This window comes from Helicobacter sp. CLO-3, assembly GCF_001854545.1.
Classification (GTDB): Bacteria; Campylobacterota; Campylobacteria; order Campylobacterales; family Helicobacteraceae; genus Helicobacter_B.
Window position 1 is genome coordinate 1 of record NZ_MLQN01000009.1, and the last position, 16,245, is coordinate 16,245.

The following is a 16,245-nucleotide window of genomic DNA, read 5'->3' on the forward strand; positions in this document are numbered from 1 at the left end:
ACAGCCCCCCCACTATGTTAGGGCTAGGGCTGGCGCTTGTGGCGGCTTGCGTGGCACATGATGTTTTGGTGCTATCTCTATACAAATCCACCACCAAGCTAATGCCTTGAAAGGTGTAAAATGAGATTCCCACAGGTAACGGGATGTTTATGAGAAATTCGCCGATGCCTTGCGCGCTGGTAAAAGATTCTATCGCTCTACCAAAAAGCGGGCTGTATTTGAAAAACGCCAGCACCGCGAGATTTACCCCCACGCCAAGCCACGCATAAAGCCTTTTGCGCGCTAAGCTCGGCGCGAAAGTGACTTGATAGCTAGCGATTGCATTAATCGAAGCGGAAATAAAAAGAAGTGCTAATAAAATCGGCTGTCCGTAAGCATAAAAAATAAAACTAGCAATGATTAGAATCCACACCTGCGCGCGCCGCAACACATTTAGATAATACAGCCCAAAGGTGATAACAACAAGCGCGATAAAAGCATAACTTGTAAAAAGCATTAAAATTCCTTAAATTTTTTGGGTTAAATAAAATTGCAAGATTTGCAACTTTTAGCATTTGCGCTTATGCACCTATTTGGCCGCTTCGCACTTGGCGCGATTTGCTTATGCGATTTCACCATATGCCTTTTGGAGATTCCAGAGGTTTGCTAGAAGCTCGGATTGTGGCGTGTCTTTGGAGCGCGCTTTGGCGCTTAGCTTGGCGACTTGGGATATGAAGGCATCTTGTGGCGTTTTTATCTTGCTAGATTCTGCGCTTTGCAACGCCTGCTTAAACGCCGCCACCGCCTCATCATCGCGCGCGCCCACATCAAGCCGCTCGAAGCTATCATAAAGCGCGTTGAAATCATCATTTTCAATATCCAAAAACGCCGCGATATCTAGGATAATATCCTGCTCCTTGGTATTCAGCTCGCCATCGCTCCACGCAAGCTCCAGCAGCACGCCCACGAAATACAAGCGCTTTTTATACTCGCCATAGGTGTTATCTAGGAAAATTTCTGCTAGCTTTGCGATAGACTCGCTAGAATCTGCGTCGTCTGCGCTTGTGTCATTGGTGTATGCGCTGGCGCTTGTATCTCCAGAATCTACATCCCTAGAATCCATATCGCTTGATTTGGCTTTGTTTTGGGTATTTTCTTGCGCGATTATTGTGCTAGATATGACATCTTTTGGCGCGTATTGGCAAAGCAGACTAAACAGCTCGGCTTCTTGTTTTGGCGAGGTGGCGATGGTTTTTATAAAATCATAGATGATGGCTTGTTGCAAAAGGCTTATGGTGGTTTTATTTGCTATTGTTTTGGCGGCGGCGGTGGATTCTGGTGCGTTTTGGCTTTGGTTAGATTTTGCGCTAGAATCTACTTTTGCGACAGAATCCACAGCACTCACAGATTCTGCCACGCTAGATTCCGCGCCCGCCTTTTCGCCCACTTTCTCGACGATTTTCGCAGAATCCGACACGATCCCTGCTTGCAAAAGCTTCGCTAGCATCGCCACGCTAGCGCCTGCATAGGAGTTTTTGAGCTTTTCTAGCGGGCTTTGCGCATAGTAAGGATTCTCGCCCATATCATCGATAGTGTATTCTGGGTAGGTGTTTGGCTGGGGGTTGCTTGCGTGCGGGTTTTTGAGGTATTCTTGCAGCGTCTGGTAGAGATAATACACCACCACGCCCGCTAATATCATCAATACTATACTCATCATGTGTTACTTCCTTTAAGCTTAGATTTGAGATTTATTTAGATTTGCGCGCTTTGGCGCTTTGCTATGTGTCACATTGCATCGGCTAGATTCTCGATTCTAGATTCTCGCTTAGAATCCAGAATCTAGCCGCGCCTTAGTGCATATTTGGCGTATATTTAGCGCATGCTTTGACACGGCACTTGACACACACTTTGGGCGCGCATTTAGCGCAAACTCGCCGCTATTTATTCTTTTTCATGCGCTCTTGAAATTCCTTTTTCTCCTGCTCTTCCCTATCCTGCTTCTCTTTCCTTAGCCGCGCGCGCTCCTCTTTTTGCTTGAGCGCGATTGCCATTTTGCGCTCTTTTTTGTCGCGCAGCTGCTGTATGTATTCCTCGCGTTTTTCGGGCGATTGAAACTTTACGGGGCTCATGAGAAGCACTGCGAGCGTGAAAAGAAACAGCGCGATAGCCACGCCACCCGAGCTGCTATCTATCTGATGCCACACGCCCGCTATCAAAGAAGCTAGCAAAATCTTTAGAAAAGTCTTCACGCAGCGATCCTAAAATACCTTAAATGCGAGTTTGTGATACTGCAAGCCAAGCGCTTTGGCGTCATTTATCCCAAGTGCTAGCAGTGCCACTTGTGGCAAAAACAGCGCTGGCGTCGCGTCTGTATCGCGCCCAAGCGCTTTTGAAGCCTTGTGCGCTTGCGTGTCAAACGCCCTAAAAAGCGCGATGCTAGCCACCACCAGCGCGCTAGCGCCGACATCGATTCCACAAAAGCGCATTCTAGCAGATTCTTTTAAATAATATTCGCTATTGTAAGGCTCCAAATGCGAAAAATCCTGCCTAGATTCTGCGATATTGAGCCATTTTGCGCTAGTGATAGCGGCTAAAAACCCTTGCGATAAGGCGCGCGCGTAAGTTGCGACTTCTTTATTTTTGCTTGCGCTTTTGTCTGTATTCTTGCTAGCTTTTGCTTGTGTCGCCACATTTGGCGTATAGCTAGGATAAAGCACAAAATGCGCGCTTTGCAGGCATTCTGCCTTTGGCGCGCTGGCAAATCTCTCGCGATTGTTATAAATAATATCGCCAATGTAGCAAAAGCTTTTGGCGATGGATTCTAGCGAGTGGCGCGCTAGCAGGGCTTGGAAGCAGGCATTTATGCGCTTTTGTGAAATGTTTTGCAGCATAGATTCTACGCGCAAAAAGCTATCCAAATCGCCAAACACCAAAACCGCGCCACAATCTAACGCCACGCTAAGATTATGCGCTATCACGCGCGCGCAAGCCTCATCATCCAAAATCTCGCCAAAATAGCCTAGCAGTGGGAGCAAAGTGCCAGAATCTATTTTTTTAGAATCCGCCTTTTTAGATTCTGTATTTGCGCCCGCTGCGCCTTCTTCGCACAATGACAAATCAAGCGCGCGCAAAAGGGCTTTGGTGCTTAGCACCAAAGATTTCGCCTCTTTTATCTCATACGCGTCAAACACCATATATTTGCGCGCAGAATCCGCGCTATTTTTTGGCGCTTCAGCATTTTCCACCACACCGCTCAAATCCGCGCTAGATTCCAGCCCCTTTGGCTTACTATAAAGCTTTGAGATAGCACTAAGCCACGCGCGCCCTTCCTGCCCTTCATGCCGCCCAAAGCGCGCGACATGCCTTATGAGTTCATTTATCTCTTTGGTGATTTGCGCGCCCTTGCCGCTTGGCGCATAGATGAGCCTATCTAGCGGCGCATAGCTCATCACGCCATTTTGCGGGTGCGCGATAGATTCTAGTAGCGCGTCAAAATGCGTAGGATACAGCTCCAAAAGCCAGCGGATGTATAAGAAAAATCCATCGCCCAAATACGACGGATTGCTCTGCGAAGACAAGGTATTGGCATACAAAAATCTATGCAAATCATACCGATGGCTAGGTTTTATAAAATCATGCGCGGCAAAAAACTCATCATATTGCGCAAACATCGCTTCTTTATCAAGGATCAAATCCTTTGTCGCGTATTTTTGGCTTAGCGGCTCTAGGAGCAGATCCTCGCCAAAATCGCGCACCAAATCCGCCACGCCCACATCTTCTAGCACACATAGCCCATTTACGCGCAAGCCAAGCGATTTGTCAAAGCCCAAAGCATCGCCAGTGTTGCTAGCGTTGCTTATAGATTCTAGCGCGCCAAAAAGCATCATGCGCTCATCATAGGGCAAGTTTATGCGCTGGAAGTAGTATTCATAATCCTTAGTCGCGCAAAAGCGAAAAATCTGCAAATTTACCGAGCGCATAGCCACCTCCTAAAATATAAATCCACAAAAACACATACACATAATCTAAATCTAGGATTGTATCAAAAATTCTATGGTTTGGGCTTTAGATTCTCAAAAACATTGCGATTGTGCGTGCTGGAGAGTATCGCGCGCAGTGATTCTTTCTCATCATCGCTAAAATCCGCCTCTTTAGCGCGCGCATCTTTTGGTATCCCGCTTGCCTCGCCAAACACCGCCGCAGAATCTATGCGCGTAAAAGTCGCTATCTCTCTGCCTTGTATGTGGAGGATTATCTGATAGATTCCGCTTATCCGCACGCGCACACGCACGCTTTCGCCACTAGCGCCAAGCCCCACCAAAAACTGCGCCCAATACCGCTCCAGCGGGTCTTTATACAGCTCAAAGCTCTCAAATGTCGCCCCAGAGATGATAAAATGGCTCATACTGCCAAATTGTCGCATATTTTCCATAGAAAGCGGGGGGTCAAAAGTCGCTTTTTGCATATCGCAAATGATAGAAAAATGCCTGCCAACCTGCCGATAAATACTCAAAAGCTGTATGCAAAGACCATCATAAGCGCTCTCATGCGCTTGGCTTGGCGTGTATCGTGGCATTTTTGCTCCTTTTTGGTTTTGCGTTTTTAAGTTTTTGTGTTTGGTGGATTTTGGTGTTTAGATTCTGGCTTTTTGGTTTTAGCGCGCCTTTAGATTCTAGCTTTCATCACGCTTTGGATTTTAACGCGCTTTAGATTCTGCCTTTTGCGCACTTTTAGATTCTGCTTTATTTTTTATCTTTTGCCCGCGTATTTGATGCCTTCAGAATCTAATAGCGTTTTAAACTCTTTTAGCATATTTTGCACCTCTTTTAGCCCTATCGCCCAAAACTCCTTATCCTCGATATTAAAGCCAAAGCTTTTGATAAGCTCTTTTGGCGATTTGCTCCCCCCAGCACTCAAAAACTGCGTATAAAGCGCGACGAAATTTTTGCATTTGCCACTTTTATACAGCCCAAAGAGTGCCAGCACTAGCAGCTGCCCGAAGCTATACGCATAGCAATAAAATGGCGAATGTATGAAATGCGGGATATAGCTCCACCAGCGATTATATTTTTTGGTGAGTTTTAGGCTTTTGCCAAACATTTTTTCATTTTCTGCGCGCCAGATTCTATCAAAATCCTGCAAACTTAGCTCCTCCTCGCTTGCATGTATCGCGCGCTCAAAATTTGTCATCACCACTTGGCGAAAAAGTGTCGAGAAAATATCCTCTAGCTTTGCCGCATAGATTCCTAGCAGCTCTTTGCGCGCGAGGCGGGGTTTGAGATAGTCAAAAAGCAGCATCTCGCCAAACACCGATGCAGTCTCGGCGGTTGTAAGCGGTGTGTCGTGGTTGAGACAGCCTACGCGTTTGCTTAGCTCTTGGTGTATCGCGTGTCCAAACTCATGGGCGAGCGTGAAAGCATCGCGGCGATTGCCCGTCCAGTTTAGCAGCACAAAGGGATGCGCGCTTGGCACGCTACCATGGCTAAACGCGCCGCCGCGCTTATTTGGCATGGGATGTGAGCTCACCCAGCCTTCTTTGGCGGCTTTTTTGATGATCTCGCCAAATGGCGCGCTAAACTCGCTATAAGTCTCTATCACGAGTTCCAATGCGCTTTCATAATCCATATCATTGCTGCTTATTGCGCTGGCGGATTTGGCGTCTGCATTTTTGGCGCTAGATTCTGCTTTTTTAGATTCTTGCACGCCGGCAAAAATTGGCGCATATCTGTCATAGTCTTTTAGCTTGTAGCCTAGGATGCTTGATTTTATCGTGTAGTAGTCATGCACGATGTGAAAATGCCTATTCACGCTATCTATCATTGCATCCACACTTTTTTGCGTGGTTTGGTTGGCGATGTGGCGGAAAGATTCTTTGTTTTCATATTTTCTAAGCTTTGTGCTGATGCTTAGATCTTTTCGCACCATATTTAGCACATAGGGCAAAAGCAGGCTGCTGGCGTCATTTTGCAGCGTGGCGCTAAACTCTTTTTGCGCTTTTTTGCGGATTTTGCGATCGGCGTGATGAAGCAGGGCTAGAATCTCTTCTTCGCTTTTTTGCTCAGCACCTATTTTTAGCCTCGCCAAATACTCATCAAACAGCCTAGAAAACGCGCCCACACCCACGCTAGAAGTCGCCACCAGCACCTTTTCTGCGCTCAAATCCAAATGATGCGCCTTTTTTGCCACGAGATTTTGCAAGAAAAAGCTATACGCACCAGAATCTTTGATAAATGCCTTTTGCAGCGCAGAGTCAAGCCCCACAAACTCCAGCTCATAAAACACCAGCGACTCATAGATTTCATTGCACTTGCTTTCATATCCGCTATAAAATCCGCCCTTGCTCGTATCCTCGGCAAACACCAAAAACGCGTAAGTCATCACACGCGAGATGCGCTCGATGAGATTCTCGTATTCTTTCAAAGAAGCCAAAAATGCGCCAGAATCTAGCGATTTTAGCTTGCCTGCATAGCGTTTTTCAAACTTTGCTACAAGCGTTTTGGTCTCGGTGGTGTAGGATTCTAGGGCTTTGTTTGAAGCGAAAAGTGGTTTTAGATTCCAAGTGTGGCGAGTGTGGCTAGCAGGGGATTTTGTGGTGGTTTTTGTGGCAGATTTTGTGCTGGCTGTTTTGCTCGCTTTTGCGGGCGCTTTTGCGCTAGATTCTGCTTTTTTGCCAGCTTTTGCGCTTTTGCTAGCACTTTTAGCAGAATCTACTTTTGCGCTCGCGGCTTTGGATTTTGCGTTGGCTTTGGCGGGCGTTGCTGCGGATTTGGCTTTTGTGCTTATGGTTTTTGCGCTGGTAGTTTTGCTTGTTTTTGTCGCGGTTTTTGTGCTAGATTTGAGTGGCTTTTTTTGATTTTCTGACATTTTGCGCCTTTTTATTAAATTTACGCCCATATTCTAGCATAAATTTACGCGCTTGGCGCACCATGCGCAAAAATATCGCACGATAAAATCGCGCGCAAAAGCACTATATCGCCACGCTTATCGCGCGCTTTTTCTCATATATGTTGCAGTGCGTGTAACCCACTGATTTGGCAAGTGCGACGCATTTATCATAGCCATAGCCCACCTGCTCGAGGCTGTGTGCGTCCGAGCCAAAAGTGATGGGTATGCCTAGTGCAAACGCCTTTTGCAAAATCGCCTTGCTAGGATAGATTTCTCGCACCTGTTTGCGAAGCCCCGCGGAGTTTATCTCGATACTCATCTTTGCGCGCGCGATGGATTCTAGCGCGGCATCAAGGCGCGGGGCGAGCGAGTCTGGCATTTTGTTGCCAAAAATCTTTAGCAAATCCATATGCCCTACTATCTGGAAAAGCCCAGATTCTGCCATTTTCTGGATAGCGTTTAGATAGTCTTCCCAGCACGCATGCATATCTCTTTTGGCATATTCGCCGATGAATTCTGGATTGTCAAATCCCCATTCGCCTAGAAAATGCACCGAACCCACGAGATAATCCAAATCCGCACTCAATACACTAGGCTCTATCAAATCCTCCCTGCCATCGATAAAATCCACCTCCAGCCCGCAAAGCACCTTCATATCATGCGCGCTTTTATCTTTTGACTCTTTTGGCGCGCTTTGCGTGTCTCGCTCTTTTTGTGTGCCTTGCTCTTTTTGCGCGCTGTCGCTTGCCTCATATTGCTTTTGCAGTGCGCGGATTTCTGCGATATAGGATTCTAGCTCATCTAGCTTCATGCGATATTTTTCATCAAACGCCATAGGCGCATGGCAAGCAAAGCCATACACATCTATGCCTAGCTCCCTAGCGCGCGCTAGATAGAGGGCGGGCGTGCCGCTGGCGTGGTTGCATCTTGGCGTGTGGTTATGCAAATCGATACGCATATTTTTCCTTTGATTTGGCGGTGGTGGCGCGGTTTTGTGTTTGGCGCGGTTTTAGATTTTGCGTTTTTAGATTCTAGTTTTTGCAGGATTTTGCCCGCGCATAATCGCGCCCAAATTTTGGCATGCCTAGAATCCAATCCAGAATCTAATCCGCGTTTTGCCCCTTATTTTTATCATTCAAAAAATACTGCTCCAAAAACTCCTCGAGATTAAACCTTTTGCGCGTATTTTCTGTAAAAATATGCACCATAATCTCGCCCAAATCCGCAATCAGCCAATCCTCGCTCTCCTCATCCGTGCTATAAAACACCTCGCCCTTTGGCTTAAAAGTCGTTTTTAGATGATCTAGCAGCGCGAAAGAATGCTTGCCAGCCATAGCAGTAGCGATGATGACGCTATCGGTGATATAATCGCGCGCTTGCAAATCAAACACCGCGATATCCTGCGCCTTTTTCTCATCTAGCGCATCGATTATGTCTTGCGTGCGCTTTTTTAGCGATGTATCCATTTTTTTCCTTTGTTTGTGATGTGGTATTTTAGTATATTTTTAGTATTTCTGCTGCGATATTGGGGATGAGCCATTTGGTGATAGAATCTGCGCTGGATTCTAATTTGGCAGAATCTGCGTTTTTAGATTCCGCGCTTTTGGATTCTATATTTTTAGATTCTATATTTTTAGATTCTGGGCGCGCTTTGTTTGCTTTTTGCGCTTCGCTTGTCTTATATGATTTGATAGCCGCGCGCAATTCGCTAGATGAGATAGGCGCATCTATATCTAAAGGCTTTAGACAGATGAAGCCTTTTTTTTGCGCGCTTGCGATGATGTCGCCAGAATCTAAAATCCTAGAATCTAGAAACGCAGATTCTCTAGTGATAGGCAGCACGCAGGCAAGCTTGGCGATTTTATCCGCATCTTTCCATTTATGCAAACTTGCGAGCGCATCCGCGCCAAGCGCCAAAATGATTTTCTCATCCGCCTTCGCGCCAAACTCCGCGCGAAAATGCTCTATCCACTCTATCGCATACATCATTTTGGCGCGCCTTTGCTCGATGTCACTCACTTGCGCTTTTGCTAGCCCCTCACACGCGCGCTTAAGCCATTCTATACGCTTAGCGATGGGCGCAATCGGCGCGGATTTAAAAGGATTGCAAAATGCTGGGATAATGATAACGCGCACTATGCTAGGATTCTCACAAAGTGCCTTTATGATTTTCACATGCCCTAAATGCGGCGGATCAAAGCTCCCGCCAAAAAGCACGATAGGCAAAATGCGCGATCGCACGCCAGAATCTAATCTCGCATCCGCGCCAGAATCCACCGCGCTAGAATCCAAATCAAAATCTAAGCTAGAATCCAAATCGCCAGCCAATCTGCTAGAATCTAAAAAACTAGATTCCGCTTCAGATTCCACGCCACCCGCCCATCTAGCCAAAGCCACGCACCAGCCCTAAATCGTATCGCTAAACTTGCTAGCGCGCGTAAGCTTGCTAAACTTCACGCCCCTAAGCCCCGCCAAATCCAGCGCAAACTGCTCGATTTGCTGCGCCATCCCGCGCAAAATGATAGTCTCTAGGCAGTTGCAAAGATCGATATGCACATGCGTAGAGCAGAGGATTTCTAGCCCCTCATGCCCGGCTTTGTGCTGGATGTCGATGATGCGCTGGTTTAGCTCGCGCTGGTGGTGGTCATAGACGATGACTAGCACGGCGTTTTGTATCTCGTTTTTGTCCTTCCACTGCTCCTCGACAAGCCGCTGGCGGATGAGGTCGCGCACAAGCTCGGAGCGCGATGAGTAGCCTTTGTGTAAAAAGCGCGTGTCTAGGAGGGCAAGCAGGTTTGGCTCTAGTGATATGGAAAATCGCACCACTTTATTTTCATCTTTTTTCATCAAAACTCCTTAAGAAAGCTTTGGTTTTTGGATTTTGGATTCTGCTAAATTTTGGATTTTGGCGCGATTGAGAATCTAAAACGCGCAAAAATCAAAAATCTAGCGCGCCCGCCAAAAACACAAAATCTCGAAGCGCAAAATCTAGAATCCAATTACATCTCAAGCCACAGCGCCGCCCTAGCTTTGAGTCCCTCCACATCACTAGAGGCAAAAAACTCTATACTTGTCTGCCCAAAGCGCGAGGTTTGCAGCGCGTGCGTGGATTCTAGATACTCCACTATCGCATCGCCAGAATGGATAAGGATAGATTTCTCGCCAAAAAATTCGCCTATCTCTTTAGCGATAAATGGAAAATGCGTGCAGCCTAGGATTATCGTGTCAGGTGCGCGATTATCCAGCTCTATGCAGCGCAAAAAGGGTGCAAGATAGTGCTCCAAACTCGCGCGCAAAATCTTAGCGCCCGAGTGGCTTTTATACAAGCCCTCCTCGACTATTGGCACAAGCAGCCCTGTAGGCACGGCGCATAGTCGGCTAAATCCCGCCTCTTTTAGCAGATGCTGATACACACCAGAAGTTATGGTGGCTTTGGTGCCAAGGATGAGCGTGGTGGATTCTTTGTTTTTGCAGGCATTTATCCGCGCTAGCACGCCCGGCTCCACCACGCCGATGACTGGAAAAGGCGCGCTATTTTTAAGCGCATCTAGCGCGTAGGCGCTTGCGGTGTTGCAAGCAACGATTAGCATATCTACGCGCTGTTCTTTGAAAAAGTCCAGCGCTTCGAGGGAAAATCTGATGATAGTCTGTGCGTCTTTGACACCATAAGGCACGCGCGCGGTGTCGCCATAATACACGACTTCGGAAAAAATCCTAGATTCTAGCACGCTTTTTGCCACGCTTAGCCCGCCCACGCCGCTATCAAAAATGCCGAGTTTTAGAGACTTTGGCGCGGATTTGGATTCTAATGCATTTTTAGATTCTGGGATTTGGCGCGCGCCTTTTTTGGCTTTTTGCGCGTCCTTAGATTCTCGCACAGAATCTAAAGCGTCAAAATTCTTTTTTGCATGAGCGCGTTTCATGGCGTTTGCTTATTCTTTCTCATTCATTTTGTTTAGGAATTCTTCATTGTCTTTTGTTTTTTGCATTTTGGAGTAGATGAAGGTGAGCGCCTCGATGTCATCCATTTGCTGCATCACGCTACGAAGCATCCACACTTTGGTAAGCTTGTCTTTGCCAAGCAGCAGCTCATCTTTGCGCGTGCCGGATTTGAGGATGTCAAAGGCAGGGTAGATTCTGCGATCAGCGATGTTGCGCGCTAGCACGATTTCAGCATTTCCCGTGCCTTTAAACTCTTCAAATATCACCTCATCCATGCGCGAGCCAGTCTCTATAAGCGCAGTGGCGATGATAGTCAGACTGCCGCCTTGCTCGATATTTCGCGCCGCACCAAAAAATCGCTTTGGCTTATGCAGCGCATTTGCATCGACACCACCACTTAGCACCTTGCCACTTGGCGGGGTTACTGCATTATACGCGCGCGCTAGACGCGTGATAGAATCTAGCAAAATCACGACATCTTTGCCGCTTTCTACTTCGCGTTTGGCGCGCTCTAGCACAAGCTCGGCTACGCGGATGTGATTGATTGAGGGCAAATCAAATGTCGAGCTAAACACTCTGCCCTTCACGCTTCGCTGCATATCAGTCACTTCCTCTGGGCGCTCATCTACAAGCAGCACCATAAGCTCTACTTCTGGGTGATTGTGGCTGATACCATGCGCTAGCTCTTTCATAAGCTCTGTTTTACCTGTGCGCGGTGGGGCTACGATGAGCGCGCGCTGTCCCTTGCCTATGGGGCTGAAAAGATCTAGCATCCTGCCGGTTACTTTTGTGGGATTGTATTCTAGCTTTAGCTGCTCTGTGGGGAAAAGTGGCGTGAGATTGTCAAAAAGTGGGCGATTTTTCATCTCTTCTAGTGATTTATAATTCACCGCCTCGATTTTTAGCAACGCATAGTAGCGCTCTTGCTCGCGCGGCAGGCGCACTTGCCCAGTGACTATGTCGCCATTTCTTAGCGCGAAGCGATAGATTTGGCTTTGGCTTACATAGGTGTTGTTTTTGCCATCGGTAAATGTCTCATCGATGCCACGCAAAAAGCCATAGCCATCTGGTGCTATCTCTAAAATCCCGGTAAATAGGATGTATCCGCCTTGTGAGACTTGCGCTTTTAGTATCTCAAATGCCAAATCTTGGCGCTTGAATTCTTGCGGATTCTCGATATTTAGGCTCAAAGCGATTTTGATAAGCTCGCTTATGGGTTTTAGGTTTAGCTCCTCGATGGTATGCCCTTCTACAGGGATGTGCTGCATGCGTTTGCCCGAGCTGTGGTTGTTTTGCTGTTCTGAAGCCATTTTGATTCCTTAAAGTAATACTTGTAAGCGCACTAGCGAAATCTGCCAAAAAAGGAGAATCTATTAAGGCTGATACTCTCATGATGACGCAAGCAAGATGAAGTAAAGTAAAAGTAGAAATGCGATTGTAGCAAAAAATAATGAAAAATCAAGCGTTTGTTTTGGGATTTTGGTTTGGGGGTGGATTAGATTCTGGTGTAGAATCTGCTTTTGGCGCGGGTTTGGCATGGGTTGTTGTGTGGAGTTTGCGCGGTTTGGTGAGTGTTTTGGCGCTGGGGCTTGCGCGGTGTTTGGTGCGGGTGGCTTGTGGTGGCTAGATTCTGGCGCAGAATCTACTTTTGGTGCGCGTTTGGCGTGGGTTTGTGCGGGCTTTGCAACTTTTGGCGCGGGCTAGATTCTGGTGCCAAATCTTTTTTGTGCGCGGATTTAGCGCGCCTAGAATCTACTTTGTCAGAATCCAAGAATCCATTTGTGCGAGAATCCAAACTAGATTCTGCTTTGCGCGCGCAAAAATCCATTACGCAGAATCCACTTTTGGCGCAGATTTCAAGCAGATTCTGCGCAGATTCCACACGCTATCTTTTTGTCTTGTCTTTTATCATTTGCACGAGTTTTATCGCATTTTCGCGAGGTAGATCGGGCATCATCCCATGCCCTAGGTTAAATATATGCCCCTCGCGATTACCCATCACGCGCAGTATCTCATCCACTCCCTCCTCCATCGCCGCATAAGAATACAGCGCGGCTGGCTCGAGGTTCCCCTGCAGCACATATTTATCACCTAGAATCTGTTTGGCACGCGACATACTCACGCCCCAATCCACGCCAAACACATCAAATCCGCTACCATAAATATCCGCCTCATGCCTTAGCTCTTCTAAAAACGCGCCCACACCTTTGGGAAAAAGCATGATAGGGATGTTGCGATGCTTTTGGCGCAACGCTTTGGCTATCTCTAGCATATAGCGCCAGCCAAACTCCACATACGCGCGAGGCGAGAGCGCGCCCGCCCATGAGTCAAATATCTGCACCGCATTCGCGCCCGCTTTTATCTGCATATCAAGGTAGCCGATGAGCTCTTGCGTGATTTTGCCAAGCAGGCTATGCAGGAGGTTTGGATCAGAATAAAGCATCTTTTTGCTATGCGCGTAAGATTTGCTGCCCTCGCCCTCTATCATATAAGTAGCCAGCGTCCAAGGCGCCCCGCAGAATCCGATGAGCGCTTTGTCTTTGGCAAGCTTCGCGCGCACGCTAGAGATGGTGTCATAGACATAGTTTAGATTCTGGTATGCGCCTACTTTTAGCGCGTTTATGCTAAGCGTGTCGCGCGCGGTGGATAAAAATCTAGGCCCCTCGCCCGCGACAAACTCAAGCTCTAGCCCCATAGCAAGCGGCACCACCAAAATATCACTAAACAAAATCGCCGCATCCACATCGAGAATCTCGATAGGCTGGAGCGTGACTTCAGTGGCCAGGGCGACATTTTGGCAGAGGTCTAGGAAACTGCCGGCTTTGGCGCGCGTGGCTTTGTATTCGCTAAGATAGCGTCCGGCTTGGCGCATAAGCCATGTAGGCGTGTAGGGCGTGGGCTTTCTCAATGCTGCATCGACAAAAATCATCACAAATCCTTTGGCATATCTTTGGTAAAGTCGCGACAAAGCCAAAGCCCCCAAACTCGCTTGATGTTGCGCTTGGTGTTGTGCTTTGTGCTGGCTTTGTGCCTTGCGCGCTCTAGTTTCAAGCTCAAGATTGTAGCCAAAGTATATTAATTTCAAAGGTAGATTAATTTAATTAGCCAGAATCTAGTTTTGCATTTGCTGGCTAAATATTTTTTCATAAAAATATTGCTAAAATTGCGCGCACGATAGAGCTTAATAGAGTTTGCATAGAAACACCAAATAAACGCCAACGCGCGCCACAAACCCAAAACAAAGCGCAAAAGCCAAAAGGAGCGCATCAATGACGCGGATTTTGCTTATAGAAGATGATGCAGAGATTCAAGGACTTATCAAAATCTACCTCGCGCAAGCGGGCTTTGAAGTCATCACTTCTAGCCTGCCGAGTGAAAGCCTAGAACTCATCAAAAATCGCAATGATATAGATCTCATCATCCTAGATTTGGGGCTGCCGCAGATGGATGGGCTTGAGCTGTGTAAAAAAATCCGCCAAGCTAGCAAAATCCCTATCATCATCTCCTCCGCGCGCGCAGATATTTACAACAAAGTGCAGGGCTTTGACAAGGGCGCGGATGACTATCTCTCTAAGCCTTATGAGCCGGCTGAACTCATCGCGCGGATAAATGCGATGCTAAGGCGCATCAAGCCAAAAGAAAGCGTGTTTGAAAATCTCCGCATAGATATAGATAAAAGGCAGGTATATTTGGATGATAGCCCGCTAGAGCTTACCAACACAGAGTTTGACATCCTAGCGCTTCTCATAGAAAACCGCCTGCATCCCATATCGCGAGAATCTATCGCCAACACCATATCCGCCATACACGATGACAGCTCGCTTCGCAGCGTCGATACACATATCCGCAACCTTCGCATAAAGCTCAACGACAACGCCAAAGAGCCGAAGTTTTTGCAATCTGTCTGGGGGATAGGGTATAAATTTTGTCTCTAAACCTGCTAAAAAGCCTGTATTTTAGGCTTGTTATTATTTTTGTCTGTGCTATTTTGATAGCGGTGGTGTTTTCTTATCAGCTTTCAAGCACGATACGCAAAAGCGAGATAATCTATCTCATCTCCACCATCACGCCAAACCTAGTGATGGGAAACCTCGTCTCTGCAAACCTAGCTAGCGATCAGTTTGGATTCTCAATAATCCCTTCTTTGCCAAAGGATTATGAAGTGCTGTATCGCACGCCAAATGTGGATTCTGGCGGTGTGGAATCTGGTGTGAGCGCTTTGGATTCTGGCGCGGGCGTGGATTCTAGTGATACAGAATCTAAGGGCGCGGATTCTGGTGTTTTGGATTCTGGCGGCGCAGAATCTAGCGCAAATGTAGATTCTGGTGCAGATTCTAGCAGCGCGGGCGCCAATAACGCGCGCTCTGTGGATTCTAGCCCTATCCGCGCGCTCATTTTCACCACCAAAGATGAGATAGGATTCCAAATAATCTATGAAGACTACCAGCTAATCGCCAAGCGCCCGATACAATATGGCTTTGCCAATAGGCAGTTTTGGGTGTTTTTGGCGTTTTTCATGGGGATAATCGTGCTGCTGGGCGCTATCACGCTGCGCCTCGTCTATCCGCTAAAATCCCTGCGCGACTCGCTGGTGCATTTCTCCTCGCAAGCGCAAAATAGCGATAAAATCCTGCAAATAAGCACCAAAAGAAAAGATGAGATAGGCGAGCTTATCGGCGCTTTTAACACGATGAGCGAGCAGATAAGCAAGATGCTAAAAGCAAGGGAACTCATCCTAAAAAGCATAGGCCATGAGCTCAAAACCCCGCTTACCAAAATCCGCCTTTTTATCGAGGTGGAGAAGGCGCAAAATCCGGCTATAAATAAGCCACTCGATAAGATTTTGCTCTATCTTTCTGATTTGCAAAAGCTTATCGAAAATGTGCTAAATTTTGAGCGGCTAAGCAGCGGGAAAATCAAGCCCATCGAGCAGCGATTTTTGGTAGAGACGCTGATATTTGAGACGCTTAGGTCGTTTGAAGATAGTGGCAATATCGCGCTAGAAATAGGCGAAAACTTCCCCATACAAGGCGATCTTGCGCTCCTAAGCTTAGCGCTTCGCAACCTCATAGAAAACGCGCTAAAATATGATGAAAGCGGGCGCGTGCGCATCAGTGCGCAGCAAATCACACCGCAAAGCGACAAAACTAGCAAAACACCACAAACGCCCAAAAACACGATATGCGTGTGGAGCAAAGGCGCGCCACTAAGCCATCCGATGCATTTTTATACCGAGCCATTTTTCCGCGACGAGCAGCATGAGCGCATACAAGGACATGGACTTGGGCTCTCTATCGTAAATGACATACTTTTGCTACACAACTACAAGCTGACGCATGACTACCAGCAAGGCCAGCACTGCTTTTGCATGGTGTTTTGATGATGTTTGATAGCGCTTTAATGGCGCTTTGATGGTATTTTGATGGTATTTTGATTTGG

At 47.3% G+C, this 16,245-nt stretch carries 19 protein-coding genes and 1 pseudogene; 4 read left to right on the top strand and 16 right to left on the bottom strand.

The genetic code is table 11. The features are described from left to right. From BKN38_RS03580 to BKN38_RS03600, 5 genes and pseudogenes are all read right to left on the bottom strand, one after another. Window positions 1–496: pseudogene (locus BKN38_RS03580) on the bottom strand (hypothetical protein); the annotation flags it as partial. 105 nt (window positions 497–601) lie between these two features. After that, window positions 602–1,696: a TerB family tellurite resistance protein gene (locus BKN38_RS03585; protein WP_082942609.1), complete on the bottom strand. Its 1,095-nt coding sequence runs from the start codon at window positions 1,694–1,696 to the stop codon at window positions 602–604. Window positions 1,697–1,916: 220 nt separating this feature from the next. Further along, entirely contained in the window at window positions 1,917–2,228 is a 312-nt protein-coding gene (locus BKN38_RS03590; protein WP_066457002.1) for a hypothetical protein, read from the bottom strand. A 9-nt stretch (window positions 2,229–2,237) separates the two neighbouring features. Further along, window positions 2,238–3,959 (bottom strand): DUF5644 domain-containing protein, encoded by a 1,722-nt coding sequence (locus BKN38_RS03595; RefSeq protein ID WP_066457008.1) that lies wholly within the window; start codon window positions 3,957–3,959, stop codon window positions 2,238–2,240. Window positions 3,960–4,030: 71 nt separating this feature from the next. Then, window positions 4,031–4,555 (bottom strand): hypothetical protein, encoded by a 525-nt coding sequence (locus tag BKN38_RS03600; protein WP_066457011.1) that lies wholly within the window; start codon window positions 4,553–4,555, stop codon window positions 4,031–4,033. Between BKN38_RS03600 and BKN38_RS11005 the strand changes: the two genes are divergently transcribed. Further along, the gene (locus tag BKN38_RS11005) at window positions 4,549–4,689 is read left to right on the top strand and encodes a hypothetical protein (RefSeq protein ID WP_156528239.1); all 141 of its coding nucleotides are present in this window, start codon (window positions 4,549–4,551) and stop codon (window positions 4,687–4,689) included. The two genes, BKN38_RS03600 and BKN38_RS11005, sit on opposite strands and share 7 nt — an antisense overlap. A gap of 39 nt (window positions 4,690–4,728) precedes the next feature. On the opposite strand, the gene BKN38_RS03605 is transcribed toward BKN38_RS11005, so the two are convergent. The 8 genes from BKN38_RS03605 to rho all read right to left on the bottom strand — a co-directional run bounded on the left by BKN38_RS03605 (window position 4,729) and on the right by rho (window position 12,116). Beyond that, complete coding sequence (locus BKN38_RS03605; protein WP_082942610.1) at window positions 4,729–6,843, bottom strand: M3 family oligoendopeptidase; 2,115 nt, start codon at window positions 6,841–6,843, stop codon at window positions 4,729–4,731. Between the two features lie 103 nt (window positions 6,844–6,946). Continuing rightward, the gene (locus BKN38_RS03610) at window positions 6,947–7,822 is read right to left on the bottom strand and encodes a histidinol-phosphatase (protein ID WP_066457013.1); all 876 of its coding nucleotides are present in this window, start codon (window positions 7,820–7,822) and stop codon (window positions 6,947–6,949) included. Next, complete coding sequence (locus tag BKN38_RS11010) at window positions 7,753–7,959, bottom strand: hypothetical protein (RefSeq protein ID WP_176754193.1); 207 nt, start codon at window positions 7,957–7,959, stop codon at window positions 7,753–7,755. The genes BKN38_RS03610 and BKN38_RS11010 overlap by 70 nt, the downstream gene beginning before the upstream one ends. 8 nt (window positions 7,960–7,967) lie before the next feature. Next, the gene (gene rsfS / locus BKN38_RS03615; RefSeq protein ID WP_066457016.1) at window positions 7,968–8,330 is read right to left on the bottom strand and encodes a ribosome silencing factor; all 363 of its coding nucleotides are present in this window, start codon (window positions 8,328–8,330) and stop codon (window positions 7,968–7,970) included. Between the two features lie 28 nt (window positions 8,331–8,358). Further along, window positions 8,359–9,261 (bottom strand): nicotinate (nicotinamide) nucleotide adenylyltransferase, encoded by a 903-nt coding sequence (gene nadD / locus BKN38_RS03620; protein ID WP_066457017.1) that lies wholly within the window; start codon window positions 9,259–9,261, stop codon window positions 8,359–8,361. Between the two features lie 9 nt (window positions 9,262–9,270). Continuing rightward, entirely contained in the window at window positions 9,271–9,711 is a 441-nt protein-coding gene (gene nikR / locus BKN38_RS03625) for a nickel-responsive transcriptional regulator NikR (RefSeq protein WP_066457018.1), read from the bottom strand. A 152-nt stretch (window positions 9,712–9,863) separates the two neighbouring features. Further along, window positions 9,864–10,787, bottom strand: coding sequence for a glutamate racemase (murI, locus tag BKN38_RS03630; protein ID WP_082942611.1), 924 nt, complete (start codon window positions 10,785–10,787; stop codon window positions 9,864–9,866). Window positions 10,788–10,796: 9 nt separating this feature from the next. After that, entirely contained in the window at window positions 10,797–12,116 is a 1,320-nt protein-coding gene (rho, locus tag BKN38_RS03635) for a transcription termination factor Rho (protein ID WP_066457019.1), read from the bottom strand. Between the two features lie 140 nt (window positions 12,117–12,256). Here rho and BKN38_RS11015 point away from each other — a divergent pair, with 140 nt between their 5' ends. Then, on the top strand, window positions 12,257–12,433 hold the full coding sequence (locus tag BKN38_RS11015; RefSeq protein WP_156528241.1) for a hypothetical protein: 177 nt from the start codon (window positions 12,257–12,259) through the stop codon (window positions 12,431–12,433). A 15-nt stretch (window positions 12,434–12,448) separates the two neighbouring features. Here the strand turns inward: BKN38_RS11015 and BKN38_RS03640 are convergent, their stop codons facing one another. From BKN38_RS03640 to BKN38_RS11705, 3 genes are read right to left on the bottom strand one after another with little or no spacing between them, the layout of a single operon-like run. Continuing rightward, the gene (locus BKN38_RS03640) at window positions 12,449–12,688 is read right to left on the bottom strand and encodes a hypothetical protein (RefSeq protein WP_066457021.1); all 240 of its coding nucleotides are present in this window, start codon (window positions 12,686–12,688) and stop codon (window positions 12,449–12,451) included. Between the two features lie 3 nt (window positions 12,689–12,691). Continuing rightward, the gene (gene hemE, locus BKN38_RS03645) at window positions 12,692–13,735 is read right to left on the bottom strand and encodes a uroporphyrinogen decarboxylase (RefSeq protein WP_066457025.1); all 1,044 of its coding nucleotides are present in this window, start codon (window positions 13,733–13,735) and stop codon (window positions 12,692–12,694) included. Next, complete coding sequence (locus tag BKN38_RS11705; protein ID WP_256325525.1) at window positions 13,735–13,863, bottom strand: hypothetical protein; 129 nt, start codon at window positions 13,861–13,863, stop codon at window positions 13,735–13,737. The genes hemE and BKN38_RS11705 overlap by 1 nt, the downstream gene beginning before the upstream one ends. A 212-nt stretch (window positions 13,864–14,075) precedes the next feature. Between BKN38_RS11705 and BKN38_RS03655 the strand changes: the two genes are divergently transcribed. Together BKN38_RS03655 and BKN38_RS03660 are read left to right on the top strand one after the other, a co-directional pair. Further along, window positions 14,076–14,741, top strand: a complete 666-nt coding sequence (locus tag BKN38_RS03655) for a response regulator transcription factor (RefSeq protein WP_066457034.1) — start codon at window positions 14,076–14,078, stop codon at window positions 14,739–14,741. Further along, window positions 14,732–16,186, top strand: a complete 1,455-nt coding sequence (locus BKN38_RS03660; protein WP_066457037.1) for an ATP-binding protein — start codon at window positions 14,732–14,734, stop codon at window positions 16,184–16,186. The genes BKN38_RS03655 and BKN38_RS03660 overlap by 10 nt, the downstream gene beginning before the upstream one ends. Window positions 16,187–16,245: the final 59 nt, after the last annotated feature.

Coding starts and splice junctions, on each gene's coding strand:
- BKN38_RS03585 (WP_082942609.1), bottom strand. CDS start 1,696: ATGATGAGTATAGTATTGATGATATTAGCGGGCGTGGTGGTGTATTAT.
- BKN38_RS03595 (WP_066457008.1), bottom strand. CDS start 3,959: ATGCGCTCGGTAAATTTGCAGATTTTTCGCTTTTGCGCGACTAAGGAT.
- BKN38_RS03600 (WP_066457011.1), bottom strand. CDS start 4,555: ATGCCACGATACACGCCAAGCCAAGCGCATGAGAGCGCTTATGATGGT.
- BKN38_RS03605 (WP_082942610.1), bottom strand. CDS start 6,843: ATGTCAGAAAATCAAAAAAAGCCACTCAAATCTAGCACAAAAACCGCG.
- BKN38_RS03610 (WP_066457013.1), bottom strand. CDS start 7,822: ATGCGTATCGATTTGCATAACCACACGCCAAGATGCAACCACGCCAGC.
- rsfS (WP_066457016.1), bottom strand. CDS start 8,330: ATGGATACATCGCTAAAAAAGCGCACGCAAGACATAATCGATGCGCTA.
- nikR (WP_066457018.1), bottom strand. CDS start 9,711: ATGAAAAAAGATGAAAATAAAGTGGTGCGATTTTCCATATCACTAGAG.
- murI (WP_082942611.1), bottom strand. CDS start 10,787: ATGAAACGCGCTCATGCAAAAAAGAATTTTGACGCTTTAGATTCTGTG.
- rho (WP_066457019.1), bottom strand. CDS start 12,116: ATGGCTTCAGAACAGCAAAACAACCACAGCTCGGGCAAACGCATGCAG.
- BKN38_RS11015 (WP_156528241.1), top strand. CDS start 12,257: ATGAAAAATCAAGCGTTTGTTTTGGGATTTTGGTTTGGGGGTGGATTA.
- hemE (WP_066457025.1), bottom strand. CDS start 13,735: ATGATTTTTGTCGATGCAGCATTGAGAAAGCCCACGCCCTACACGCCT.
- BKN38_RS03655 (WP_066457034.1), top strand. CDS start 14,076: ATGACGCGGATTTTGCTTATAGAAGATGATGCAGAGATTCAAGGACTT.